Origin of the sequence: Streptomyces sp. NPDC002884, from assembly GCF_040295245.1 — a bacterium.
Taxonomy (GTDB): Bacteria; Actinomycetota; Actinomycetes; order Streptomycetales; family Streptomycetaceae; genus Streptomyces.
Genome location: NZ_JBEOVB010000003.1, coordinates 209,817 through 234,455, shown reverse-complemented (window position 1 = coordinate 234,455; position 24,639 = coordinate 209,817). Strand labels below are relative to the sequence as shown.

The window sequence follows — 24,639 nt, the reverse complement described above, 5'->3', positions numbered from 1 at the left end:
GGAACCGGCCCGGTGTTTCCCTTGTCTGTCGACATGCCGGACCAGTCGACGCACGGGACCAGGGGGACCATGTCGGACACCAGCGAGGCCGAGCCGGTCACGAGCGGGGGCGGACGCGTCCGGCGCGTGCTGTTCCGCCTCCTCATGGCCGTCCTCGTCCTGCTGCTCGCCGGACGCACCTACCAGGAGACGGCCGTGGCGCTCGCCCGGTCGGACGGATCCCTGCACACCGCGGACGCGAGCGTGACGGAGCTGACCTCGCGCACGGTGTCCGGATACGCGGGCGGCGGGCAGGCCGGCGGCAGCGGCGCGTACTTCACCCACACCGAGTACACCGTCGGACTCGCCCTGGGCGAAGGGCGGACGAGGGTCGACAAGGTCGAGGACCGGGTCGGGCGGGACCTCTGGGAGGGCAAGCGGGTCGTGGTCGGCCTGTGGCACGGCAGGGTCGTCGAGATCGACGGCCGGGACGTCTGGCCCGGCTGGCACTTCGGGACGCTGGACGTGACGTTGATGGTGCTCGCCCCGGTGGCGACGGCCTACGCGATCTCCCTCGCGGTGTCCGCCGCCGCCCTGCTGGCGGCCCGGACGGGCCGGCCCCGGGCGGGCCGCGACGACCGCTTCGGGCCCTGCGCGCTCGGCTCGGCCGTCGGCCTGGCGGCGCTGCTCGCCCTCCTCGTCCGCGCGGCCTTCGGGCACGTCCTCGTGTACTGGCCCGCCGTTCCCGTCTGCGCCGGTACGGCGGTGGCGCTGACGAGGCTGAGCGCGGTGATCCGGCGCCTCGGGCGTACCGCCGCCGAGGCCGGCCCCGCCGACGCGGGGACCGCGCCGACGCAGACCTGACCGCCGAACGCGGCCTGGCAACGGGAAACCGGTGACCGGCAACCGGCGTACGAGGGACGGGGGTTCGGCGCGCTCGGGTGCGGCTCACCGACGCCGGCCGCACCGTGTGCGGGAGACGGGCGGTGTCGCAGGGCGTGGACGCGACCGCACCGCTCGCAGCGCCGTCCGCAGCAGGGCGACGGACAACACCCGGCGGCCCGCCGTGGAAACCGGTGCCGGCAGAGCGGACCGGGCCGGACGCGACCGCCCCCGCACCGCCCGCACCGAGAAGGTCCAGGTCAGCCGAGAAGTGACCTGGACCCCGGCGGTCTTCCTCCCTACTCGTCCCATGCCTGGATCATGGTCTGCTCGACGATCTTGCCGTCCCGCAACGTGATCATCGACTCGGCGAGTACCTGCACACCGTCCGCGTACCGGCACGACTCGCTGAAGGCGGCACGGTCGCCCTGGACGATGCACTCCTCCAGCTTGTGGGTCATGTCCCGGCTGTAGACGTCCTCCAGCATCCGGCCGATCTCGTCCCGGCCGTGCAGAACTTTGGGTTGGCTGGGCTGGGTGTTGTGGTCGATGACGCGTATCTCCGCGTCGTCGGCGTAGAGCGACAGCAAAGCCGTCGCGGTGTCGCCCTCCACGCTCCTGCGCAAGGTCTCGGTGTCGAAGGCGGATCCTGCCGCGGTGCCCATGGTGACCTCCTGCGAGGGCCGCGGCCGAGGGGAGGTCGGACCGCCCGACCCTCACCTTCGAGGCTCCTCCGGCAGGCCGGGCTCGGCAAGCGCAGCCCGCCCCCTCCGCCTGTCGGGTGAGCGCCGGCGCCCACCCGTGTCCGCGAGGGCGCCGGGGACGTTGCTGTAGACATGATCTCCACTCGACGCATCGCCGCTCTCGCCGCTCTAGCCGCCGGGGTCACGGGCCTCGCGGCGCCCATGGCGAGCGCGGCCGAAGCCCCGGCCACCGGCAAAATCAACCCGTTGACCGCGCTGGACTCGCTGGCCATGAGCCAGATTCCCGCGGAGTACCGGTCCGACCTCCCGCCGGTCTCCAGGCAGCTGAGCGAGGTCAAGAACGTCAGCCGGATCGAGCAGCTGAGCGAGCTGCACCAGATCACCGACCTCGCCGCTCCCGTGGCCGGGCTGCTGCCCGGGATCGACGTCTGAGCCTCTCGTCCCTTCCCGCGGGGCCGTCCGGACGACCGGGCGGCCCCCACGCGCGTGCGGACCCGGTCACTCGACCGTCGCCAGGAACTGCGTGGCCGCCAGCTCCGCGTAGAGCGGGTCGCCCGCCACGAGCTCGCGGTGCGTCCCCACCGCGCGGACCCGGCCCGCGTCCATGACGACGATCCGGTCGGCCGTCGTGACCGTCGACAACCGGTGCGCGACGACGAGGACGGTGGTCGTCCGGGCGACGTCGGCGACGGTGTCGCGCAGCGCCGCCTCGTTCACCGCGTCCAACTGGGAGGTCGCCTCGTCCAGGAGGAGGAGCCGCGGGCGGCGCAGCAGCGCGCGGGCGATGGCCACCCGTTGCCGCTCGCCGCCGGACAGCTTCGTCCCGCGATGTCCGACCAGGGTGTCGAGCCCCAGCGGCAGCCGCTCGACCAGGCCCTCCAGACGGGTCGTCCTCAGCACGTCCCGCACGGTGCCGTCGTCCGCCGACGGATTCCCCAGCAGCAGGTTGTCGCGCAGCGAGCCGGACAGCACGGGGGCGTCCTGCTCGACGTAGCCGATGGAGGAGCGCAGCCGGGACAGCTCCCAGTCCGCGAGGTCCCGCCCGTCGAGGGCGATCGTGCCGGACTCGGGGTCGTAGAACCGCTCGATGAGCGAGAACACCGTGGTCTTGCCCGCGCCCGAGGGGCCGACGAACGCCGTCATGCCCCGGGCCGGCACGGTGAACGTCACCCCGTGGTGGACGTACGGCAGGTCGTCGGCGTAGCGGAACCGGACGTCGGCGAAGTCCAGCGAGGCCGGTTCGGCGGCGGGCGAGGGCAGCGGCTCGGGCCGGGACGCCGGCTCGGCGGGCAGCAGCAGGGCCTCCTCGATGCGGCTCAGGGCCGCCGAACCCGTCTGGTACTGGGTGATCGCGCCGACGACCTGCTGGATCGGCGACATCAGATAGAAGACGTACAGCAGGAACGCCACCAGCGTGCCGATCTCGATGGCGCCCGTCGCGACCCGTGCCCCGCCCACCGCGAGGACGGTGATGAAGGCCGTCTGCATCGCCAGGCCGGCCGTGTTGCCCGCGGCCGCCGACCACTTGGCGGCGCGCACGCTCTGCCGCCAGGACTCCTCGGCCGCCGCGTGCAGCGTCGCCTCCTCACGGTGCTCGGCTCCCGAGGCCTTCACCGTGCGCAGCGCGCCGAGCACCCGCTCCAGCGAGGCGCCCATCACGCCGACCGCGTCCTGCGCCCGGCGGCTCGCCCGGTTGATCCGCGGCACGATCACGCCCAGGACCGTCCCCGCGCAGACGATCACGGCCAGCGTGACCCCCAGCAGCACCGGGTCCACCACGCCCATCATCACGACCGTGGCGGCCAGCGTGAGCCCGCCGGTGCCGAGGCCCACCAGCGAGTCGGTGGTCACCTCGCGCAGCAGCGTCGTGTCGGAGGTGATACGGGCCATGAGGTCGCCGGGCTCGCTCCGGTCGACGGCCGGGATCCGCAGGCGCAGCAGATACGAGGACAGCGCCCGCCGCGCGCCGAGCACCACCGACTCCGCGGTGCGCCGCAGCACGAACGAACCCAGCGCACCCACCGCCGAGTTGGCGATGACCAGGGCCGTCAGCGCGAGCAACGCGCCGCATTTCGAACGGTCGTGGCCCAGGTCGTCGATCAACTTCCTTGCCACCAGAGGCAGGAGCAGCCCGGTGGCACCGGTGACCAGCGACAGAGCCGCACCCGTCAGCAGGGACCAGCGGTGTGGCCGTACGTAGTCGAGCAACAGTCGCCACGGGGGCCGTCCGCCTGCGGTCTCTGCGATGGTCACGGGGCTCCTCGGGAGATCGGGTCGCGGGCCTCAGGCTACGTCTGCCGCCGCGCGCCGCGACCGGCGAGGGCGTGTTCGGAGCGGGCGTCGGCCCTGCCGCCGGTGCTCTTACCGATCAGTCACGCGTAGGGTCGGCAGCGGGACGGACGACCGCCGACGAAAGGGGCAGCACCATGCCGCAGGAAGTGCGCGCAGTGATCGCGCCGGGGAAGAACGAGCCGGTAAGGGTGGAGACGATCGTGATCCCCGACCCCGGTCCCGGCGAGGCCGTGGTGCAGGTGCAGGCCTGCGGGGTCTGCCACACCGACCTGCATTACAAGCAGGGCGGGATCAACGACGAGTTCCCCTTCCTGCTCGGTCACGAGGCGGCGGGCGTGGTGGAGTCGGTCGGCGAGGGCGTCACCGACGTCGCGCCCGGCGATTTCGTGATCTTGAACTGGCGTGCGGTGTGCGGGCAGTGCCGGGCGTGTCTGCGCGGTCGCCCCTGGTACTGCTTCGACACCCACAACGCGAAGCAGCGCATGACCCTGACCGACGGCACCGAGCTGTCCCCGGCGCTGGGCATCGGCGCGTTCGCCGAGAAGACCCTGGTGGCGGCCGGGCAGTGCACGAAGGTCGACGCGTCGGTGTCGGCCGCGGTGGCGGGGCTGCTGGGCTGCGGGGTGATGGCCGGCATCGGGGCGGCGATCAACACCGGCAACGTGGGCCGCGGCGACACGGTCGCGGTGATCGGCTGCGGCGGTGTCGGCGACGCGGCGATCGCCGGGTCGAACCTGGCCGGCGCCGCGAAGATCATCGCCGTCGACATCGACGACCGCAAGCTCGAGACCGCCCGGAAGATGGGCGCCACGCACACGGTCAACTCCAAGGAGGCCGACCCCGTCGAGGCGATCCGCCAGCTGACCGGCGGCTTCGGCGCGGACGTGGTGATCGAGGCCGTCGGCCGCCCGGAGACCTACAAGCAGGCCTTCTACGCCCGCGACCTCGCCGGCACCGTCGTCCTGGTCGGCGTACCGACGCCGGAGATGAAGCTCGAACTGCCCCTGCTCGACGTCTTCGGGCGCGGTGGCGCGCTGAAGTCGTCCTGGTACGGCGACTGTCTGCCCTCGCGTGACTTCCCGATGCTGATCGACCTGCATCTGCAGGGCCGCCTGGACCTGGGGGCGTTCGTGACCGAGACCATCGGACTCGACGAGGTGGAGCAGGCGTTCGAGCGCATGCATCACGGCGACGTGCTGCGCTCGGTGGTGGTGCTGTGATGGCCGCGCGCATCGAACGCCTCGTCACCTCGGGCCAGTTCAGCCTCGACGGCGGTACCTGGGACGTCGACAACAACGTGTGGATCGTCGGCGACGACCACGAGGCGATCGTCATCGACGCCGCGCACGACGCCGACGCCATCCTGGCCGCCGTGGGCGACCGCCGGCTGACGGCCATCGTGTGCACCCACGCCCACAACGACCATGTCTCCGCCGCGCCGGCCCTCGCCGACGCGACCGGCGCCACGATCTGGCTGCACCCCGACGACCTGCCGCTGTGGAAGCTCACCCACCCGGACCGCGACCCCGACGCCCACCTGGCCGACGGCCAGGTCATCGAGGCCGCCGGAGCCGACCTCACGGTCCTGCACACGCCCGGGCACGCGCCCGGCGCGGTCTGTCTCCACGACCCCGGCCTCGGGGTGCTCTTCACCGGCGACACCCTGTTCCAGGGCGGACCGGGCGCCACCGGCCGCTCCTACTCCCACTTCCCGACGATCATCACCTCCATCAAGGACCGGCTGCTCGCCCTGCCGCCCGAGACGAAGGTGCTGACCGGTCACGGCGACGCGACGACCATCGGCGCGGAGGCTCCGCACCTGGAGGAGTGGATCGCCCGCGGGCACTGAGGGCGACCGCTGCCCGCGTCCGACCGGGTGACCCGGCGGGCAAAAGGTGACAGGAGATGTCCGGCTTCCGCGCGATCCTCGTCCACGCCATCGATCCTCGATGACGACACCGACGGAACACGCGCAGGAGGTCGGACATGTCCGGTCCGCTGGAAGGCAAGGTCGCCCTGGTCGCCGGGGCGACACGGGGTGCGGGACGCGGCATCGCCGTGGAACTGGGGGCGGCCGGCGCCACCGTCTACGTGACGGGACGCACCACCCGCGCCCGGCGTTCCGAGAGCGACCGCCCCGAGACGATCGAGGACACCGCCGACCTGGTCACCGAGGCGGGCGGTCACGGCATCGCGGTGCCCACCGACCACCTCGACCCGGCTCAGGTCCGCGCCCTCGTCGACCGCGTTGCGGACGAACAGGACCGCCTCGACGTCCTCGTCAACGACATCTGGGGCGCCGAGCACCTCTTCGCATGGGACACCCCGGTCTGGGAGCACGACCTCGCCAATGGGCTCCGGCTGCTCCGGCTCGCCGTCGAGACCCACGCGATCACCAGCCATCACGCCCTGCCCCTGCTGCTGCGCCGGCCCGGCGGACTGGTCGTCGAGATGACCGACGGCACCACCGAGTACAACCGTGACACCTATCGCGTGAACTTCTTCTACGACCTCGCCAAGACGTCCGTCCTGCGCATGGCGTTCGCCCTCGGTCACGAACTCGGGCCGCGCGGGGCCACCGCCGTCGCGCTCACCCCCGGCTGGCTGCGGTCGGAGCTGATGCTCGAACACTTCGGCGTCCGCGAGGACAACTGGCGCGACGCCCTGGACCGCTTCCCCCACTTCGCCATCTCGGAGACACCCCGCTACGTCGGCCGGGCGGTCGCGGCCCTGGCCGCCGACCCCGACGTGGCCCGCTTCAACGGCCGGTCCCTGTCCAGCGGGGGCCTCGCCCCGGTGTACGGCTTCACCGACCTCGACGGCAGCCGGCCGGACGCCTGGCGCTACATGGTCGAGGTGCAGGACCCCGGGAAGGCGGCGGACACCACCGGCTACCGCTGAGGACTCAGGCGTCCGGGAGCGGAGCGGTCGACCAGCGCGCCGGGTGCCCCGGCGGCAGGGCGAGATCCTCGCGTACGGCCGTGTAGTAGCCCTCACGGCCGGCGCGCTGCCGGTCCAGCAGCGCCTGCCAGGCCTGCGGATCGTGCGTCCCCTCGCGCATGAACCGTTCCATGTCCATCACCGTGGTCACCCACACCCGGGCCCGCTCCACCACCTCTCGGCTGCCCAGCATGATCAGCGCCTCCCCGGCCGGATCGCGTCCGTCGGTCGCCTCCGCGAGCAGCGGCTCGGCCTGGGCGGGGGACAGGGGATGCGGGTGCGGATCGTTGCCGAGGTGGGAGGCGACGCGGTAGGTCAGGTTCACCGACTTCTTCAGCGCCCGCGCGTACTCGCCGTACACGCTCAGCCGCCGCTCCTCCCACCGGGCCGCCGTCTCGCGCCGGAACCGGGCTCCGTCGCTGCGCACGATCGCCAGATACGAGCCGAGGGCACCGACCACGACACCTATGAGAGCGGGGAGTTGCTGAAGGAAAGCGGACATGTCCGCACGGTCTCCGTCCTGTTGACGCGGTAGAGGCGCTTAACGGCCCGTGCAGATCTTTTCACTTGTCCTGCCCCCGGGCGTCGGGCAGCGTGCAACCGTGCAGACCTCCACCGAACCGGCCGCCTCGCCCTGGCGCGTCGGCGACTTCCGCGTCCTGTTCTCGGCCTCCGCGCTGAGCCAGCTCGGCACGAACGTGAGCTATGTCGCCGTACCCCTGGTCGCGGTGACCGCGCTCGACGCGAGTCCCGGCCAGGTCGGCGCCCTGGCCGCGCTGAGCACGGTCGCCTTCCTCTTCATCGGGCTGCCGGCCGGGGTCTGGGTGGACCGGATGCGGCACGGCCGCATCCTGATCGGCGCGGATCTGGGCCGGGCCGTGCTGTTCTCCTCGGTGCCCCTCGCGTGGTGGTGCGACGCGCTCACCCTCGCCCAGCTCTACGCGGTGGTCCTGCTCAACGGGTGCGCGACGGTGTTCTTCGACGTCGGCTCGCAGAGCGTGCTGCCCCGGCTCGTCGGCCGCGCCGCCCTGGTGCGGGCCAATACGGCCGTCGTGAGCCTCCAGGCCGTGGGCAACATCGCGGGGCGCGGTGCGGGCGGTGGACTCGTCCAACTGCTCACCGCACCCGTGGCCGTGCTGTGCGCGGCCGGCGCCTACCTGGCCTCGGCGCTCCAGCTCTGCGCACTGCGGCCGGGCGACGACCCGCCCCGCCCGGCGCCCGAGAGCCGGCTGGCCGCCCAGATCGCGGAGGGCGTACGGCACGTCCTCGGCGACCGGGAACTGCGCGCGCTCGCGCTCACCGCCGCGCTCAGCAACTTCGGCTCGCAGCTCGTCACCACCATGCTGCCGATCCTGTTCGTCCGTGAACTCCACCTCTCGGCAGGCGTGTTGGGCCTGTTCTGGGGGGCGGGCGGGCTCGGGCTGCTGCTCGGCGCGTGGTGCGCCCGGCCGCTTGCCGGACGTCTCGGACACGGCCGGGCGCTCGGCCTCACCGGGCTGGTCCTGGCACCCGCGGCGCTGCTCGTGCCCCTGATCGGCCGGGGGCCCTGGCTGTGGATCGCGGGGGCGGCCTGGGTGCTGACCCTGCTCAAGACCGGCGTGGACAACGTCCTCGGCGTGAGCCTGCGCCAGCGGATGACCCCGGACGCCCTGCTGGGCCGGATGAACGCCACCTTCCGCTTCATTCTGACCGGGGCGCTGGCCGTGGGGGCCGCCGTCTCCGGCCTCATCGGCGAACTGGCCGGAGTGCGGGCCGCCCTCTGGGTGGGCGGCGCGCTGCTGGCGGTGAACTTCCTGCCCGTCTTCCTCTCCCCGGTCCGCTCCCGCCGTGAACTCCCGCAACAACGGGACACGGCGCCGGTCAGCCGGAGAGTGCCGCGGTGAGCGCCCGCAGCACCCGCTCCCCGTCCGCCCGCGAGGTACGCCAGTTGCTGAACGCCGCCCGCAGCGCCGGCACCCCGCCGTACACCGTCGGCGTCAGGAACGCCTCCCCGGACGCGGCCACGGCCTGCGCGAGCGCGTCGACCCGCGCCTGGGTCGGATCGTCGGCGAGGGTGAAGCAGACGACGTTCAGCCGCACCGGGGCCAGCAGCCGCAGCCCGTCCAGCACGGCGACACCCGCGCCGAGCCGGGTCGCGAGGTCCACGTTCCGCTCGACGATCTCGCGGTGCCCGGCCCGCCCGTAGGCCACCAGCGAGAACCAGGCCGGCAGCGCCCGCAGCCGCCGGGAGTTCTCCGGTGTGAGATGGACGAAGTCGGGCTCGCCGGTGGGCAGCCCGAGGTACGGCGAGGCGTTGTGGAAGACCCGTACCTGGAGGTCGCGGCGGCGGGTGAACTGCACGGCCGCGTCATAGGGCACGTTGAGCCACTTGTGCAGGTCCACGCAGACCGAGTCGGCCGCGTCGAGCCCGTCGACGAGGTGCGCGTACGCGGGGGAGAGGGCCGCGAAACCACCGAACGCCGCGTCCACGTGCAGCCAGAAGTCGTACCGCTCCTTCAGGGCCGCGATCGCCCGCAGATCGTCGAAGTCGACGGTGTTGACGGTGCCCGCGTTGGCCACGACGATCGCCGGCCGCCCGTCCAGCGCGGCCAGTGCCGTCTCCAGCGCGTCGACGTCGACCGCCTCCCGGCCGTCGAGCACAGGCACCTGCCGCAGCCGGTCCCGGCCGATGCCGAGCACCGAGAGCGCCTTGGCGACGCTGGAGTGCGGGCTGCCCGAGAGCACCTCCACGGATCCCAGCGCGGCCGCGCCCTCCCGGGACACGTCCACCCCCAGCCGCTCGCCCAGCCACTCACGGGCGACGGCGAGACCGACGGTCGTGGAGACCGTGGCCCCCGTCACGAACGCCCCGCTGTGCGCCTCGCCCAGGCCGAACAGCTCACGCAGCCAGGCCACCGTCTCCCGTTCCAGCGCCGCCGCCCACGAGCCGCCCGCCCCTGAGACGTTCTGGTCGTAGGCGCCGGTCAGCCAGTCCCCGGCGACCGACGCGGGCGTCGCCCCGCCGGTGACGAAGCCGAGGTAGCGCGGCCCGGCCGAGCCGGAGAAGCCGGGCGCCCAGTGCTCGGCGAACCGCGCGAGAGCGCCCTCGGCCCCGGCCCCCTCGCCCGGAAGAGCCGCCCGGCCGGGCGCCGGGTCGGGCGCCGGGTCGAGGCGGACCACCGGCCGCTCCGCCAGGCCGGTCACCTCACGGACGGCGAAGTCACGGGCGGACTGGAGGAGTTCGGGAAGCCGGGAGAGATCGGCGGCGAGAGTGCGGTGCATACGGGGAGCCTAGGGCGGGGGCGCCGGGCGGCACCCGATCCAATTGAGGGAAACTGGACCGGGTGGCCGCGCACGGCCACCCCGTACGAATCGGACAGTCGGAACAGACGGAACATACAGGGCAGTCGGGAAGTTCACCGTTCTGTCACAGCCGGGGTCGGCCTACAACCGGCGCCCGGTCACGGCTGTCTAGGAGTAAGAGATCGCAGCAACTGTGCCAGGGAGAGGGCAGCCATGGGGGACATACGCAGACGAGGGGCCGTCGTGCTCGGGCTCACGGGCCTGGTCGCGCCGCTGACGCTGGTGCTGGGCACCGCGCCGGCGCAGGCCGCGAGCTGTACGACGCAGGCCGGGCCGTACCAGAAGCAGGTGGAGAAGTTCCTCGGCCGGCCCGTCGACGGCAAGCAGTCGACCACCGACTGCAAGGCCATCCAGGCCTTCCAGAACAAGCACGGCATCACCCCGAACATCGGTTACGCCGGGCCTGTCACCTGGGGCGTGATGGACCTCATGAACAAGCAGAAGGCGGTCGGCACCAAGCCCAACAAGGCCGGCAAGTGCCCGACCAACAAGGGCCGCATCGCCTGTGTCAACCTCACCCTCCAGATCAGCTGGATCCAGGACGGCAGCAAGCTGGTCTACGGGCCCGTCCCGGTCCGCACGGGCCGCAACGGGTACGAGACCCGCACCGGTCTGAAGAAGATCTACTGGCGGCACATCGACCACGTGTCGAGCATCTACAACGTGCCGATGCCCTACAGCCAGTTCTTCGACGGCGGTCAGGCCTTCCACTCGGTCGGTCTCAGCATGTGGAACCCGCCGGGCTCGCACGGCTGCGTCAACATGACCACCACGACCGCCAAGAAGTACTGGTCGCTGCTGAAGAACGGCGACGACGTCTTCGTGTACGGCCGCAAGCCGGGCACCTGAGCCCACCCGGGTCGCCGAGGTGGCGCGGGCGCCCGGCCGTCCCGGGCGTCACGCTCCGGGCGCGTCCCCGAAGTCCGGGATCTCCAGCCTGGCCCCGCCCTGCCGCGCGGACTCGTGCGCGACGATGCCCGGCAGGGTGTACCGGGCCGCGACCCAGGCGTTGACGGACGGCAGCGTACGGCTGCCGACCGCCGTCACGAAGTCGTCCACCAGGAAGTGGTGGCTGCCCTCGTGCCCGTTGTGCAGCTCGTCGAACTCCCGAGGCAGCCGCGCCCGGTCGTGGACGGGTGCCGAACCCGAGGTGAAGGCGGCCCGCAGATCGGGCGCGATGTGCTGGAGCGACGGGTCGTCGGGGGCCAGGGTCGGCTTGGGTTCGAGCAGCTCGCTGATGTCCTTCACGCCGTTCTTGTCCTGCCACAGCGCCACCGTCGCGAGCTGCTCCATGCTCGCCTCGGTGCCGAAGAAGCGGAAACGGGACTCGCGGATGTGGGACGGGTATCCCACCCGCCGGAACTCGTTCGTGCGGAACGAACCGCCGCCCGCCACCTCGAACAGCGCGGTGGCGTTGGAGAAGTCGTTGCCGAACCGGCTGACCTCCTTGTCGAAGACACCGTCCCCGCGCTCGTCGACGACACCGATCGCCGACACGCTCACCGCGTGCGTTCCCCAGGCGCCCAGGACGCCGCCCACCGAGTGCGTCGGATACAGCAGCGGGGGATAGCTGGCGGTCGCCTTCCAGTCCGCGCCGCCGCTGTACCGGTACGCCTCGTAGAAACCGAGGTCCATGTCGTGGACGTAGTCGCCCTCGGCGTAGAAGATCCGTCCGAAGGCGCCCTCCGCGATCTGGTTGCGGGCGTGCACGGTCGCCGGGTTGTACTGGCTGGTCTCGCCCATCATGTACGTCAGCCCGGTCGCCCGCACGGCGTCGATGATCGCCGCGATCTCCTCGGTGGTGATCGCCATGGGGACGGCGGAGTAGACGTGCTTGCCGGCCTCGAGGCCCTGGAGGACCAGGGGACCGTGGGTCCAGCGCTGGGTGAAGACGGCGACCGCGTCGACCGCCTCGGACGCCAGCATCGCCTCGTACGAGGGGAAGGTCCCGGTCAGGCCCACGTCTGCGGCGAGCCGCTCGGCGCGTTCGGGCAGCAGATCGGTGACGTACACGTCGCTGACGCCGGGGTGGGCCAGGAACAGCTTGGCGAACTGTCCCGAGAACTGTCCGGCACCGACGATGCCGAGGGAGAACGTCATGGGGGGCGTGCCCTTCACTGGTCGAGGATGAGGTTGATCTGGCTGTTGGTCCGGTCGAGACCGCTCACGGAGCTGCCGTTGCCGAAGATGTCCTGCATGGCGGGGTGCATGAGCGCGTACACGTCGGCCGCGTAGTTGGTGATCGGATAGGAGAAGGTGGCGAAGTCCTTCTTGTCGGCGACCGGTTCGGTGAACGCTCCGACGTCGATGCCCTTCTTCTCGTACGCCGCCACCGCGGCCTTCGTGCCGTCGGGCGTCGCCGGGAAGACGATCCCGTAGCTCCCCACCGTCCGCTGGCACTCGTCCGAGGCCAGGTACGCGACCCACTTCTTCGCGCCCGCCTTGTTGCGGGCGTTCCGGGTGACCGAGTCGGCGAGGCCGTTCATCATCGTGGCGCGCTTGCCGGACGGGCCGGCGGGCGTGACGGCGGTGCCGATGTCCAGGCCCTTGAAACCGTCGTACGACGAGATCATCCACGCGCCGTCGAAGGCGGCGGCCGCCTTGCCCGCGGCCACCTGGGTGTTGGCCTGGTTGGACTGGGAGTTGTAGTCGGTGAAGGGCACCATGTACCCCTTCTTCGCCAGGTCGAAGTACCACGTGACGACCGACTGGAAGGTCTTGCTGTCGTACTGGTACTTCGTGCCCCACCGCTGTCGGTCCGTGTAGCTCCAGCCGGCGGAGGCGGTGAAGGTGCTCCACTGGGTCTGGCCGTCGCCGTCCCCGCCGCCGTTGGTGGCGAGGCCGTACACCTTGACGTCGTTCTTGTCGAAGCCGGGCTCGTCTCCCCGCCTGCCCTTGTTGTCGACGGTGAGGTGCGCGACGGCCTTCTCGAACGTGCCGCCGTCCTGCGGGTTCCAGGACAGGCCGTTCAGCTGCTCGGCGGTCAGGCCCGCGTCCTTCGCCAGCTCGCGGTTGTAGAAGAGGGCGACGGTGTCCCAGTCCTTCGGGGCGCCGTAGCGCCGGCCGTCCTGGCCCATCCAGTTGGCGCCGAGTCCCGGCTGGTAGTCGGCGTCGTCGATGCCCAGGTCGTCGAGCGGTTCCAGCACCTTCAGGTCGGCGAACTGACCGAACTTCTGGATGTGGTCGGTGAACACGTCCGGCTCGGTGCCCGCGATGAAGCTCGCGGTGAGCTTGGTCCAGTAGTCGTCCCAGCCCAACTGGGTGATCTTCACCGTGAGTCCGGGGTTCTGCTTCTCGAAGTCCTTCGCGCACGCCTCGTAGGCGGGCTGCTGGTTGGCGTCCCACAGCCAGTACGTCACCGTGTCCGCCGACGACCCGGCGCCCCCCTGGGCGCAGCCGCTCACCAGGGTCAGCCCGAGCGCCCCGGCCAGTGCGGTGACCGTACGCATCCGTATCCGCATGTCCGTCCCCATTACTTGATCCCGGTGAAGCTGATGGTGCTGACGATGCGGCGGGCGAAGAACCCGAAGAGCACGAGCATGGGCAGGGCCGCGATGAGCGTCGCCGCCATCAGCCCCGACCAGTCGGTGCCGGTCTGCGGGGTCTGCGCCCGGAAGACGGCCAGTGCCACGGTGAGGACCCGCGAGCCGTCGCTGTAGGACACCATCAACGGCCAGAAGTAGTCGTTCCAGGAGGTGATGTACGTCAGCACGGCCAGGGTCAGTACCGGCGTGGACGCCATCGGCAGCAGCACCCGGAAGAAGATCCGCACCTTCCCCGCGCCGTCGAGCAGTGCCGCTTCCTCGACCTCCCGCGGAAGGTTCATGAAGAACTGCCGCAGGAAGAACACCGCGAACGGCGTCATGAACATCGTCGGCAGCGCGATCCCCAGCAGGGAGTCCACCAGGCCGAGTTCCTTGATGAGCACGAAGTTCGGCAGCAGGGTGAAGATGGTCGGCACCATCAGACCGGCGAGGAACAGGGCGAACACCTTGTCCCGGCCGCGCCAGCGAAGGCGGGCGAAGGCGTATGCGGCCATGGCGGAGAAGAAGATCTGGCAGCCGGTGACCAGGGTCGAGACGATCACCGAGTTGAGCAGATAGCGCCAGAACCTCAGCCCGCCGCCCGCACCGCCCTGGGCGATCGCCTCCTTGGTGGACTGGAGGCCGAGGGCGCGTTCGAAGCCGCCCGCCGTCGGATCGACCGGCAGCGGATCGCCCGGGCTCGCGGCGAGTCCGGAGTTGGTGGACAGCGCGGTGCGCAGGATCCAGTAGAACGGCAGCAGGGTGACGAGCACGATCACGACCATCACCGCCCAGGCCACGATCCGCCCGAAGGCCGGCCTGCGCCTCGCGGGCCGTACGGGTGTCGCCCGGGGTGATGGTGCCGTCGTCACGGTCACAGCGGACATGTCGACTCCTTCCGCTCAGCCGAGGTCGGTCTGACCGGCTCGGGTGAGCCGGTACTGGACGAAGGTGATCGCGCTGAGCACGACGAGCAGGGCCACCGACATCGCGGAGGCGTAGCCGAACTGGAAGCGGCCGAAGGCGGCGCCGTAGATGTAGTACTGGAGCACGTTGGTGGCGTCCGCCGGGCCGCCCCTGGTCGTCACGGCGACGGTGTCGAACACCTGGAACGAACCGATCACCGTCATGATCAGCACCACCGCCAGCACGGGGCGCAACAGCGGCATCGTGATGCGCCAGAACATCCGCCACTCGCTCGCGCCGTCCACCTTCGCCGCCTCGTACATGTCGCCCGGGATGGCCTGCAGGCCGGCGAAGAGCAGCAGCGCGGTGTAGCCGACGTGCCGCCACACGTTGATCAGGGCGATCGTGGGGATGGCCCAGGTCTCGTCCGCCAGGAACGGGATGCGGTCGAAACCGAGCCCCGAGACGATCTCGTTGCCGATGCCGAGCTGGGTGTCCAGGATCCAGAGCCAGACGATGCCGGCGACGACGTTCGACATCAGATACGGCGTGAGCACGATCCCGCGCAGCAGCGCCGACTGCGTCAGCCGCTGGAGCAGGACGGCGATGGCCAGCGCCGAGACCGTCTGCACCCCGATGTTGATGACCACGTACACGACCGTGACCCGCAGGGAGCTCCAGAAGATCGGGTCGTGCACCATCCGTACGTAGTTGTCGAAGCCCACCCATTCCGCGGGTGTGAGCAGGTTGAAGCGGGTGAAGCTCAGGTAGATCCCGCGCAGCGTCGGCCAGAGCAGGAAGACCACGAATCCCAGCAGGGCCGGCGCGATGAACACCGCGGCCAGCCGCCCGTCCCCCCGGCTCCCGCCCGCTCCCCGCCGGCCCGTCCTCGGTTCGGTCGCGACCCCCTCCGCGCTGCCCGGAGGCAGACGCGACGGTGGACTGCTGGAGGCGATGGTCATCGTGAGACTCCCTTGTCCGCGGCGGCTCGTCCTCGGCACTTACTTTTGCGGCGAAAGAATCCAGCCGTCAAGGGGTCGGGGAACATCTTCTCCGAAGGTCGCTCGGTACGTATCCTGACCTAGATACTTCCAAGGCGAAAAGAAACCGACCATCGTGTGGGAGTCTGACCCTCATGACCACAGGTACCGCCAGCTGGCTGCCGCTGAGCCCCGGGGAGCGCTCGGTCGCGATCGAGGTGCTCGTCCACGGCCCGCTCTCACGCACCGACCTCGCACGGCGGCTGAATCTCTCCGCCGGCAGTCTCACCCGGCTGACCAAACCGCTGATCGAGTCGGGACTGCTGGTCGAGGTGCCCGACGGCGGCATCGCGGTGGAGACGCGGCAGGGCCGCCCCTCGCAGCCGCTCGACGTGGTCGCCCAGTCCCGGTCGTTCATCGGCTTCAAGATCACCGGAGACATGGTGTACGGCGTCGTCACCACCCTGCGCAGCGACATCGTCGCCCGTCTCGACCGGCCGCTCGGCACGCACGACCCCGAGGAGGTCGTCGCCCTGCTGGGTGAGATGACCGACGAGCTGGCCCGCGCCCATCCCGGTCTCGCCGGGATCGGCATCGGGGTGGGCGGGCGGGTCGAGGACCGCGCGAGGGTCGGGGAGTCACCCTTCCTGGGGTGGCGGGACATCCCGCTGGCCGCGCTGGTCGAGGAGCGCACCGGGCTGCCCGTGGTCCTCGAGAACGACGTCGCCGCCCTGGTGGAGGCCGAGACCTGGTTCGGTGCGGGACGCGGGCTCGACCGGTTCGTCGTCCTCACCATCGGTGCGGGCATCGGCTACGGCCTGGTGCTTTCCGGCCGGCGGGTGCCCTGTGTCGAAGAGGACGGCGGCTTCGGCCGGCACTGGATCATCGACCCGAACGGTCCGCTCACCCCCGACGGGGAACGCGGCAGCGCCGTCTCGCTGCTGACCATCCCCAGCATCCGCTACCAGGTGCAGGCCGCCACCGGCCGGGAGCGGACGTACGAGGAGATCCTGGCCCTCGCCGCGGCCGGGGAGCCCATGCCCGCCCGCGTCGTCGACGAGGCGGCCCGCGCGCTGGGCACGCTGATCGCGCAGATCGCCAACTTCGTCATGCCGCAGAAGGTCCTGCTCGCCGGTGAGGGGGTCGGCCTGATGGACGTCGGCGGGGCGACGGTGGAGGCGACGATCCGCGCCCACCGGCATCCGCTGGCGGTCCCGGTGGCGCTGGAGACCAAGGTCTCGGACTTCCACGACTGGGCGCGCGGCGCCGCCGTGCTGGCCATCCAGGTGCTGGTCCTGGGGGCGGCGGAGGGATGAAGTGTGCTCCGGAGGTTGACAGATGGACGTGATCAGTGACACGTCCGCTATGTCCGATTCGTTCGTGATGGTCTCACGCGGCCTTCACTTCCGAAGCCGTAAGCTTCACGCCATGTCCACCACTGTTGAATCCCTCTCCGAGCGATCGGCCACAGAGGTCAACGAGGAGATCCGGGCCCTGTGGCTCCGGTCGGGCGGGACACTGAGCGTCGAGCAGCGTGCGGAGTACCAGCGGCTCGTCCTGGAGTGGTCCACCGCTCCGTCCTCCGTCGAAGCGGCCTGACGGCCACCCGGCCGCGGGGCCGCCCGTGAGCGGCGCCCCGCACCGGGTATTCCCGGCCGTCGCCCCCGACCCTCACCCCCATGTCGCCGAGTAGTACCGCTGGTAGGCCTTGCGGTCCTGCTCGGCGCGGATGTACCGGGTCGCGACCAGGGCGACCATACTGCCCGCGATGACCAGCAGACCGGGGCCGATGTTCCTCGGATCGGTGAGCTTGGAGGCGAGGGTCTCACTGACTCCGGTCCCCGTCGCGGGAGTGGTCGTGCCCGGTGAGACCGAGCCCGGGGAGAGCCCCGCCTGGGTGGAGGAGGCGGACGGCGCGGGATCGGCGGACGACGTGGACGCGCCGGCATTGTCGGAGGGGGCGGCCACGATCAGCTGCACGCCGAGCTGCGCCAGCGCCTTGGTCACCGGCTGGAAGAACGTCGTCCCCCCGGTGGTGCAGTCGCCGCTGCCGCCCGAGGTGACGCCGAGGGCGATGCCGTCGGAGAACATCGGGCCACCGCTGTCGCCCGGTTCCGCGCACACGCTCGTCTCGATGAGCCCGCTGACCGTGCCCTCCGGATAGTTCACCGTCGCGTCGAGGCCGGTCACCTCGCCGTCGCGCAACCCGCTGGTGCTGCCGCTGCGGAACACCCGCTGGCCGACGGCCGCGTCGCCGGTGCCCGTGATCCGCACCCCGTCGCCGTTGCCGATGGCCACCACGTCGGCGCCCGCGCCGGCCTTGCCGCTCGCGTACTGCACGAGGGAGAAGTCGCTGCCGGGGAAGTTGGAGTTGACCGTCTGGCCCACCTGCTGCTTGGCCTGGTTGTCGGCGAACCAGGTGGACCCGGTGGGCCCGCAGTGCCCTGCGGTGAGGATGAAGTCGTTCGATCCGTTGGTCACGTTGAAGCCGGCCGAACAGCGTCCGCCGGTCGACAGGATCGGCAGGGCGCCGTTGATCCGGGTGGTGAACTCGCCCGTGGTGCGCTCCATACGGACGAAGCTGCCGATGCCGGTGGCCGTGTCCGTCAGCTGTGACCAGTCGGTGGCCGACACGGTGCTGTCGGCCTGCACGACGACCTGGTTCGTGCGGTAGTCCATCACCCAGGCGGTGCCGGGCACCTTGGGCGCCGAACGCAGGGTGGCGGTGGCCGACTTGAGCTCGTTCATGCTGTGCGGGACGACCTTGGCCTCGGCGCCCGCCGCCCGGACCGTGTCGGCCGTCTCCTCGTCGGTGACGGCGACGACCGGGCGCCCGTCGTCGGCGAGCCAGGTGCCCGCCGTGCGCGAGGTGCCGAGCTTCTTGACGAGGGCCGCCCCCGGATTCGTGACGACGGACTCCGCCGCACTGCGCGGGGTCGTGCCCGGCTCGCCGGCCATGGCCGCCTGAGTGACCATGGCCCCTCCCAGGAGGAGTCCGCCGACGGCCGCCAGCCGTGTCACTCGCCGGACGGTCCGTCGTCGTACATGCCTCATGTCATGGCTCCCGAAACCCCGAACGAACGGCCTCAACACCGCGGGGCGCTCCGGTCGTTGAGTGCCCCTACCTCCATACGTGCGAGCGCTCCGCAGCGTTCACCGCGGAGTTGATCAACTCAGTGCCTGCGCGCCACCCCGCTGGACATCGCGACCTCCTCCGGTTCGGCCCCGTCCCCGAAGCCCTCCGGTCGGCCTCGTGGCTGTCCCTGCCGCCGAGCCGGTAGTTCCAGATGCGGGCGGTGTGCGGCCGGGTGGTGTCGATCCGGGCCCGCGGTGACCGGGTGGCCGCGTCGACGGCCGGCGCGTCGTGGGGCATGGGTCGGCTTCTGTCCGCAGGATGGGTGACGGGCATCACCGACCGGCAATCCGGACGGGCGAGTCGAGCGGTGCGGACCGTCCGCCCGATTCCGTCGCGGGGCCGAGCCGGGCCCAGCTCCGCTCGTCGCCCCACACGGCCGCCGCGCCGGTGTAGGGGCGCAGCAGTGCGGTGAGCGCCGGGTCGCCGCGGCCGTTGAGTTCGTCGGAGGCGATCCGGCGGGCGATGCCGGCCAGGAAGTCGGCCAGCTGCACTCGCGCGTCGTGCCGCGAGACGACGAGCCGGAATCCGGCCAGGCGGATGCCCCGCGCCCGGGCCGCTCCCTCGATCCAGGCGATCCGCTCCGGAGTGAGCATGTTCTGCCGGTCGTGCGCGAGCCGGACCGGACGCCCGCCGGCGCTCCAGTGGGCGGCCGTGTGCAGGATCGAGGGCAGCAGGGGATTCAGGACCGGGGTCAGCACGAACGGCCCGTCTTGGATTCCGGCGCGGTAGGAGAGCGCGCGGGTCCTTTCCTTCGCGAGCCGCGAGAGCGTCTCCGCGGCCGCCGTCCCCGGATGTCGCTGCCGCAGTTCTTCGAGTGTGCGGAAGAAATGCTCGACGGGCGCATCCGGTTCACCTTCGTGGCGCACCCACAGCAATTGGTTGGCCGCCTCCAGGAATTGCCGCCATTCCGCTTCGGTGAAAGTCCGCCGACCGTGCCGGAACAGCGGGACGGCCGCTCCGGGGTCGCCGAGCAGCAGGTCGGCGGTCCGGTCCACGACGAAGAAGGACTTCTCGACGAGGTGCACATGGGCGTGCCCGTACAGCGGGCCCGACGCCGAGAGCAGCCATTCCAGAACCGCCCGGTGTTTCTCCCGGAGGAGATGGTTCGCCTTGTACTCCTCGGCGGGCGAACGGATCCGGTTCCGGATCTCCTGTACATGTCCGGCGGCGGAATCGGCAGACAGCAGCACACTCGCGTGGGCGAACACGTCCGTGTTCCCGCCGGTGAGGTTCTCGCCGTCCGAACCCGACTCGTCGCAGGCGATCTCCGGGATGCCGCCCGCGTCCGCCACAGCTGTCCCGTTCACGTGATCCCAGGTCACACCACGGCCCCCTATCTTGTGCCCCATGACCAGCATCCCGCACGAGACGCCCCGTGAAGCGAACCCTTTACAGGCCCTCACGCTCGATCGGCTCCGATGTCGTACGAGCATGAAGTGGCGTACCTACCCGGCCGACGTCCTTCCGCTGTGGGTCGCGGAGATGGACGTGCCCCTCGCCGAACCGGTCGTCGGCGCGGTGACGCGGGCCCTGGCGCTCGGTGACACCGGCTATCCGGCGGGTACGGCCTACGCCGAGGCGCTGGCCGTGTTCGCCGCGAAGCGGTGGGCCTGGGACGGGCTCGCGGTGGAGCGGACGGCGATCGTGCCCGATGTGATGCTGGGCGTCGTCGAGATGCTGAAACTGGTGACGGGACCGGGCGACCCGGTGGTCGTCAACCCGCCCGTGTACCCGCCGTTCTTCCAGTTCGTGGCGCACATGGACCGGCGGATCGCCGAGGCGCCCCTCGGCGCGGACGGCCGGCTCGACCTCGCCGTGCTGGAGGACGCCTACCGGCGCGCCGTCGCCGGCGGCGGCCGCGCCGCGCACCTGCTGTGCAGCCCGCACAACCCGACCGGCACCGTGCACACCGCACGGGAACTGGCCGCGGTGGCCGCGCTCGCCCGGCGGTACGGCGTCCGGGTCGTCGTCGACGAGATCCACGCGCCGCTCACCGCCCCGGGGACCGACTTCGTGCCCTGGCTCGCCGTCCCCGGCGCGGAGAACGGTCTGTCGCTGATGTCGGCGTCCAAGGGGTGGAACCTGGCCGGGCTCAAGGCGGCCCTGGCCGTCGCGGGCCCCGAGGCGGCGGCCGACCTGGCGCTGCTGCCCGAGGAGGTGTCCCACGGGCCGAGCCACGTCGGTGTGCTGGCGCACACCGCCGCCCTGCTCGAGGGCACGGGGTGGCTGGACGCCCTGCTGGCCGGCCTCGACGACAACCGGCGCCTGCTCACCGTCCTGCTGGCCGAGCAGCTGCCCGGCGTCGGGTACCGGCCGGGTGAATCCACCTATCTCGCCTGGCTGGACTGCCGGGCACTGGGCCTCGGGGACGATCCGGCCGCGGTCTTCCTGGAGCGGGGGCGGGTGGCCCTCGGCCGCGGGCCCGACTTCGGCACGGGCGGGGCCGGGCACGTCCGGCTGAACATCGCCACCTCGCCGGAGATCCTCGCCGAAGGGGTACGGCGGATGGCGGCCGCCCTTCGTTGAGCCGCAGGTCTTCCCGTCGGACCGTCGCCCCACCGGAGCTCCTGCGGTGGGGCGACGGCGTGCCGTGCGAGGGGCGTGACAGGCGCCCCACAGCCCCCGTGTCACGGACCCGCAATCTCCCGGCCATGTCTTGACATACGGCTGAAACCGTTCGTAGCTTGGGCGCTCAATTTAGATTCGTGAAGCAAGTTCACGGATATGAACGGAGTGTGCCCATGGGGGATCGCCGACGAAGTCGCCGCCCGGCCGCCACGCTTGCCGTCGCGGGACTGCTGTTCGCAACGGCCGCCTGCGGTTCCGGTGCGGACAGCGCCGGGAGCGGCGACCCGAACACCCTGGAGGTCTGGACCCGGAGCAATCCGGATCCCGCGGCCACCTATGAGCGGGTGTTCGCCGCCTTCACCGAGAAGACCGGTATCAAGATCGACTACCAGCCGGTCATCAACTTCGACCAGCAGCTCCAGAGCCGTGCGTCCACCAAGGACCTGCCGGACGTCATGATCAACGACACGGCGCTGATGGGCAGTTACCAGAGCCAGGGCCTGCTGAAGCCCGTCGACCCGGCCGACATCGCCGGCGGCGACCGGATCGACGCCAAGACCTGGGCCTCCACCGTCGGCGTCGACGGCTCCCACTACGGGATCCCGTACTCCCGTCAGGCCATGACCCTGATGATCCGCAAGGACTGGCGCGAGAAGCTCGGCCTGCCGCAGCCGCGGACCTGGCAGGACATGCTCACCCTCGCCAGGGCCTTCGCCGACGACGACCCCGACGGGGACGGCAGGAAGAACACCTACGGGATGGTCGTCCCCGGCAGCGCCCAGAACGGCTACGCCGCCTGGTGGGGCGCCAGCTTCCTGTGGCAGGGCGGCGCGCGCATCATCGAGGCCACGAAGGACGGCGGCTATCGGCCGGTCGTCGACTCGGCCGCCGCCGTGCGCTCCGTCTCCTGGCTGAAGAAGAACCTCTTCTGCACCTCTGACAACGCTGTCATCCAGCCGGGCGCCCTCACCGCCGTCACCGGCAACGCCACCAACTTCCAGGACGGCAACGCCGGTATGTACCTCACCGGCCCCTACAACATCGCCACCTTCGACCAGACCCTCGGCAAGGACAAGTTCGAGGTGGTGCAGGCCCCGGCCGGACCCGCGGGCAACGACGTCCTCGCGGACGGCGAGAACATCTACTTCGGCGCCAGGACCGGCAAGACCGAGCAGGAACAGGCTCTCGCCGCCTTCCTCGTCTCACCCGAGGGACAGCGCCTCGCGATGACCGGCAAGAACCAGCCCGTCGTCCGGATCCCCGTCAACTCCACGCTCGACGCGGCGGCCGTGCGCGACGACCCCCGCTGGGGCGTCGTCCAGAAGGCCTACGAGGACGCCTCCGTGCAGTTCCCCAACGCGCCGGACTTCGCCCCCATCAAGCAGGACACCGCCGACGCGCTCAACGCGATCTTCACCTACTGCGGCAGCGACGTCCGCACCGGCCTGAAAGAACTCGACGACACCCTCGCCGGCGACCTCAAGGACCAGGACCTGCTGAAATGACAGCCACCACAGCCCTCGTGCGCGGCTCCCGGGTCCGCAGCGCATTCAGCAAGCGAAACGTTTTGCCATGGGTGTTCCTCGCCCCCGGCCTGCTGCTCGCCCTCGTCTTCAAGTTCCTGCCCATGGGCAAGGGCGTCTGGCTCAGCTTCTTCGAGGTGCGGCCCTTCCTGGGCGACCGGTGGGTGGGCCTGGACAACTACACCCGCGTCCTCACCGACCACCGCTTCCAGGAAGCCATCGGCCACACCCTCCTCCTCGGCCTCGGGCAGTCCCTCGGCGCCATCGCCGTCGGCTTCGCGCTCGCCCTGCTGCTGGAGGGCCAGGCCCGCTCCCTGAAGATCATGCGCACGGCCGTCTTCCTGCCGGTCGTCACCGCCACCGCCGTCGTCGGCGAGATGTGGCGGCTGCTGTACTACCCGACCTCCGACGGCATCATCAACCAGGGCCTCGGCCTCCTCGGCCTCGGACCGACCCAGTTCCTCGACAACCCGGACACCGCCCTGTGGGCGACCATGGTGATGAGCGTCTGGATGCTCGCCCCCTACAACATGGTGATCATCCTCGCCGGACTGGCCGGAGTGGACCGGACGCTGTACGAGGCCGCCGCGATGGACGGCGTGTCGCTGTGGCAGCGCCTGCGGTACGTCACCCTCCCCGCGATCCGCCCCGCCCTCGGCATCGTCCTCACCCTCGCCGCCATCCGCGGCCTGCGCGTCTTCACCGAGGTCTACGTCCTCACCGGCGGCGGCCCGGCCGGCTCCACCGAGGTCTGGATGACCCGGGCCTACACCCTCGGCTTCACCCGCAACGACATCGGCGGCGCCTCCGCGGCCTCCGTCGTGCTGCTCTGCGTGACCCTGCTGCTCACGGTCACGGTCAACCACTTCCGCAAGAGGGGAGAGGTGCGATGAGCGCACCCGCCGTCGACCCCGTCCGGGCACCCGTAGCTAGGGTCACGCCGGGCGACTCCGCCAGGGCGGCCCGGGCCACCCCCGCCCGCTTCGACACCGCCCTCGGCTGGAGCGACCGGCCGGGCGCCGCCTGGGGCCTGCGGATCCTGCTCTGCGCCATCGCCATCGGCGTCTTCGCGGCTCCGTTCCTGACCGTCCTGTCCGGCGCGTTCACCTCGCACGCCGGCGGATCCTCCCTGTCCTTCCTCCCGCACCACAGCACCTGGCAGAACTTCGAGGTGGCGGGGGAGCGGGGCATCTGGGACTACTTCACCAACTCCCTCGTCATCGCGGGCGGCGCGCTGCTGCTCCAGCTGGCGGTGTCCGTGCTGGCCGCCTACGCGCTGGCCCGGCACCGCTTCCGCGGCCAGGCCCTGGTCCTGACCCTGTTCATGCTGACGATGATGCTCCCCGAGGAGGTCATCGCGATCCCGCTCTCCCTGGTCCTCGGCCATGTCCCGGTGATCGGCCTCGACCTGAAGGGCACCGCGTGGGGCGTGATCCTCCCGCTCGGCGCCTGGGGCTTCTCCGTGATGCTCCTGACCGAGTTCATGAAGGACATCCCCACCGAGATAGAGGAGGCCGCCCGGCTCGACGGCGTCGGCGAGTTCCGCATGCTGTGGCAGATCGTCCTGCCGCTGTGCAAGCCCGCGCTCGGCGTCGCCGGCGTCCTCGGCTTCGTCATGATCTGGGACCAGTACCTGCTGCCCCTGATCGCCTCCAAGGACCCCACCGACTACACGGTCACCGTCGCCCTGTCCATCCTGCGCACCGACCCCGAGGTCGGCTCGGGAGTGGTCCTCGCCGGAGCCGTCATCGCCCTCGTCCCCAGCCTGATCGTCTATCTGCTCCTCCAGCGCTCGCTGGTCTCCGGCATCGCGGCCGGCGCCACCAAGGGCTGACGGCCCCGGCCGACCCCCCCACGCACATC

The 24,639-nt window shown here is 71.2% G+C and carries 24 protein-coding genes; 13 read left to right on the top strand and 11 right to left on the bottom strand.

Annotation, left to right across the window (positions count from 1 at the left end; genetic code table 11):
• Positions 1-69: 69 nt before the first annotated feature.
• The gene (locus ABT070_RS08400; RefSeq protein ID WP_351756514.1) at positions 70-843 is read left to right on the top strand and encodes a hypothetical protein; all 774 of its coding nucleotides are present in this window, start codon (positions 70-72) and stop codon (positions 841-843) included.
• A 317-nt stretch (positions 844-1,160) separates the two neighbouring features.
• Here the strand turns inward: ABT070_RS08400 and ABT070_RS08395 are convergent, their stop codons facing one another.
• Positions 1,161-1,526: a nuclear transport factor 2 family protein gene (locus ABT070_RS08395; protein ID WP_351756511.1), complete on the bottom strand. Its 366-nt coding sequence runs from the start codon at positions 1,524-1,526 to the stop codon at positions 1,161-1,163.
• A 171-nt stretch (positions 1,527-1,697) separates the two neighbouring features.
• On the opposite strand from ABT070_RS08395, the gene ABT070_RS08390 reads away from it, so the two are divergent.
• Positions 1,698-1,997 (top strand): hypothetical protein, encoded by a 300-nt coding sequence (locus ABT070_RS08390; RefSeq protein WP_351756508.1) that lies wholly within the window; start codon positions 1,698-1,700, stop codon positions 1,995-1,997.
• A gap of 66 nt (positions 1,998-2,063) precedes the next feature.
• Here ABT070_RS08390 and ABT070_RS08385 read toward each other — a convergent pair whose 3' ends face one another.
• On the bottom strand, positions 2,064-3,818 hold the full coding sequence (locus tag ABT070_RS08385) for an ABC transporter ATP-binding protein (protein WP_351756505.1): 1,755 nt from the start codon (positions 3,816-3,818) through the stop codon (positions 2,064-2,066).
• A 173-nt stretch (positions 3,819-3,991) separates the two neighbouring features.
• On the opposite strand from ABT070_RS08385, the gene ABT070_RS08380 reads away from it, so the two are divergent.
• The 3 genes from ABT070_RS08380 to ABT070_RS08370 all read left to right on the top strand — a co-directional run bounded on the left by ABT070_RS08380 (position 3,992) and on the right by ABT070_RS08370 (position 6,758).
• Entirely contained in the window at positions 3,992-5,077 is a 1,086-nt protein-coding gene (locus ABT070_RS08380) for an S-(hydroxymethyl)mycothiol dehydrogenase (RefSeq protein ID WP_351756502.1), read from the top strand.
• Positions 5,077-5,706 carry an MBL fold metallo-hydrolase gene (locus tag ABT070_RS08375; protein ID WP_351756499.1) on the top strand — a complete coding sequence of 210 codons (630 nt, stop codon included), beginning with the start codon at positions 5,077-5,079 and terminating at the stop codon, positions 5,704-5,706. Before ABT070_RS08380 ends, ABT070_RS08375 begins: the two co-directional genes overlap by 1 nt.
• Positions 5,707-5,843: 137 nt before the next feature.
• Entirely contained in the window at positions 5,844-6,758 is a 915-nt protein-coding gene (locus tag ABT070_RS08370) for an SDR family oxidoreductase (protein ID WP_351756496.1), read from the top strand.
• 4 nt (positions 6,759-6,762) lie between these two features.
• Here ABT070_RS08370 and ABT070_RS08365 read toward each other — a convergent pair whose 3' ends face one another.
• On the bottom strand, positions 6,763-7,299 hold the full coding sequence (locus tag ABT070_RS08365) for a hypothetical protein (protein ID WP_351756493.1): 537 nt from the start codon (positions 7,297-7,299) through the stop codon (positions 6,763-6,765).
• A gap of 100 nt (positions 7,300-7,399) precedes the next feature.
• Between ABT070_RS08365 and ABT070_RS08360 the strand changes: the two genes are divergently transcribed.
• A complete protein-coding gene (locus ABT070_RS08360) occupies positions 7,400-8,680 on the top strand; it encodes an MFS transporter (protein WP_351756490.1) in 1,281 nt (426 codons plus the stop codon).
• On the opposite strand, the gene ABT070_RS08355 is transcribed toward ABT070_RS08360, so the two are convergent.
• Positions 8,658-10,058 (bottom strand): pyridoxal phosphate-dependent decarboxylase family protein, encoded by a 1,401-nt coding sequence (locus ABT070_RS08355; RefSeq protein ID WP_351756487.1) that lies wholly within the window; start codon positions 10,056-10,058, stop codon positions 8,658-8,660. The two genes, ABT070_RS08360 and ABT070_RS08355, sit on opposite strands and share 23 nt — an antisense overlap.
• Before the next feature lie 234 nt (positions 10,059-10,292).
• Between ABT070_RS08355 and ABT070_RS08350 the strand changes: the two genes are divergently transcribed.
• Positions 10,293-10,988 carry a L,D-transpeptidase family protein gene (locus tag ABT070_RS08350; protein ID WP_351756484.1) on the top strand — a complete coding sequence of 232 codons (696 nt, stop codon included), beginning with the start codon at positions 10,293-10,295 and terminating at the stop codon, positions 10,986-10,988.
• Positions 10,989-11,036: 48 nt separating this feature from the next.
• On the opposite strand, the gene ABT070_RS08345 is transcribed toward ABT070_RS08350, so the two are convergent.
• The 4 genes from ABT070_RS08345 to ABT070_RS08330 are packed head-to-tail and all read right to left on the bottom strand — an operon-like array spanning position 11,037 to position 15,531.
• Positions 11,037-12,239 carry a Gfo/Idh/MocA family protein gene (locus ABT070_RS08345; protein ID WP_351756481.1) on the bottom strand — a complete coding sequence of 401 codons (1,203 nt, stop codon included), beginning with the start codon at positions 12,237-12,239 and terminating at the stop codon, positions 11,037-11,039.
• Between the two features lie 14 nt (positions 12,240-12,253).
• Positions 12,254-13,600 carry an ABC transporter substrate-binding protein gene (locus ABT070_RS08340; protein ID WP_351756478.1) on the bottom strand — a complete coding sequence of 449 codons (1,347 nt, stop codon included), beginning with the start codon at positions 13,598-13,600 and terminating at the stop codon, positions 12,254-12,256.
• An 11-nt stretch (positions 13,601-13,611) separates the two neighbouring features.
• Entirely contained in the window at positions 13,612-14,550 is a 939-nt protein-coding gene (locus tag ABT070_RS08335; RefSeq protein WP_351756475.1) for a carbohydrate ABC transporter permease, read from the bottom strand.
• 15 nt (positions 14,551-14,565) lie between these two features.
• Positions 14,566-15,531, bottom strand: a complete 966-nt coding sequence (locus ABT070_RS08330) for a carbohydrate ABC transporter permease (RefSeq protein ID WP_351756472.1) — start codon at positions 15,529-15,531, stop codon at positions 14,566-14,568.
• A gap of 173 nt (positions 15,532-15,704) precedes the next feature.
• Here ABT070_RS08330 and ABT070_RS08325 point away from each other — a divergent pair, with 173 nt between their 5' ends.
• Positions 15,705-16,865: an ROK family protein gene (locus ABT070_RS08325; RefSeq protein ID WP_351756470.1), complete on the top strand. Its 1,161-nt coding sequence runs from the start codon at positions 15,705-15,707 to the stop codon at positions 16,863-16,865.
• A gap of 112 nt (positions 16,866-16,977) precedes the next feature.
• The gene (locus ABT070_RS08320; RefSeq protein WP_351756467.1) at positions 16,978-17,148 is read left to right on the top strand and encodes a hypothetical protein; all 171 of its coding nucleotides are present in this window, start codon (positions 16,978-16,980) and stop codon (positions 17,146-17,148) included.
• Between the two features lie 72 nt (positions 17,149-17,220).
• Here ABT070_RS08320 and ABT070_RS08315 read toward each other — a convergent pair whose 3' ends face one another.
• The 3 genes from ABT070_RS08315 to ABT070_RS08305 form a co-directional block, all read right to left on the bottom strand.
• Positions 17,221-18,603, bottom strand: a complete 1,383-nt coding sequence (locus tag ABT070_RS08315; RefSeq protein WP_351756464.1) for a S1 family peptidase — start codon at positions 18,601-18,603, stop codon at positions 17,221-17,223.
• A 67-nt stretch (positions 18,604-18,670) separates the two neighbouring features.
• Positions 18,671-18,922: an SAM-dependent methyltransferase gene (locus tag ABT070_RS08310; protein WP_351756461.1), complete on the bottom strand. Its 252-nt coding sequence runs from the start codon at positions 18,920-18,922 to the stop codon at positions 18,671-18,673.
• A gap of 35 nt (positions 18,923-18,957) precedes the next feature.
• Positions 18,958-20,034, bottom strand: a complete 1,077-nt coding sequence (locus ABT070_RS08305) for a hypothetical protein (protein ID WP_451099610.1) — start codon at positions 20,032-20,034, stop codon at positions 18,958-18,960.
• On the opposite strand from ABT070_RS08305, the gene ABT070_RS08300 reads away from it, so the two are divergent.
• From ABT070_RS08300 to ABT070_RS08285, 4 genes are all read left to right on the top strand, one after another.
• The gene (locus ABT070_RS08300) at positions 20,033-21,211 is read left to right on the top strand and encodes a MalY/PatB family protein (RefSeq protein ID WP_351756455.1); all 1,179 of its coding nucleotides are present in this window, start codon (positions 20,033-20,035) and stop codon (positions 21,209-21,211) included. The two genes, ABT070_RS08305 and ABT070_RS08300, sit on opposite strands and share 2 nt — an antisense overlap.
• Positions 21,212-21,426: 215 nt before the next feature.
• Complete coding sequence (locus tag ABT070_RS08295; RefSeq protein WP_351756452.1) at positions 21,427-22,758, top strand: sugar ABC transporter substrate-binding protein; 1,332 nt, start codon at positions 21,427-21,429, stop codon at positions 22,756-22,758.
• Entirely contained in the window at positions 22,755-23,669 is a 915-nt protein-coding gene (locus tag ABT070_RS08290) for a carbohydrate ABC transporter permease (RefSeq protein WP_351756449.1), read from the top strand. Before ABT070_RS08295 ends, ABT070_RS08290 begins: the two co-directional genes overlap by 4 nt.
• A complete protein-coding gene (locus tag ABT070_RS08285; RefSeq protein WP_351756446.1) occupies positions 23,666-24,610 on the top strand; it encodes a carbohydrate ABC transporter permease in 945 nt (314 codons plus the stop codon). The genes ABT070_RS08290 and ABT070_RS08285 overlap by 4 nt, the downstream gene beginning before the upstream one ends.
• Positions 24,611-24,639: the final 29 nt, after the last annotated feature.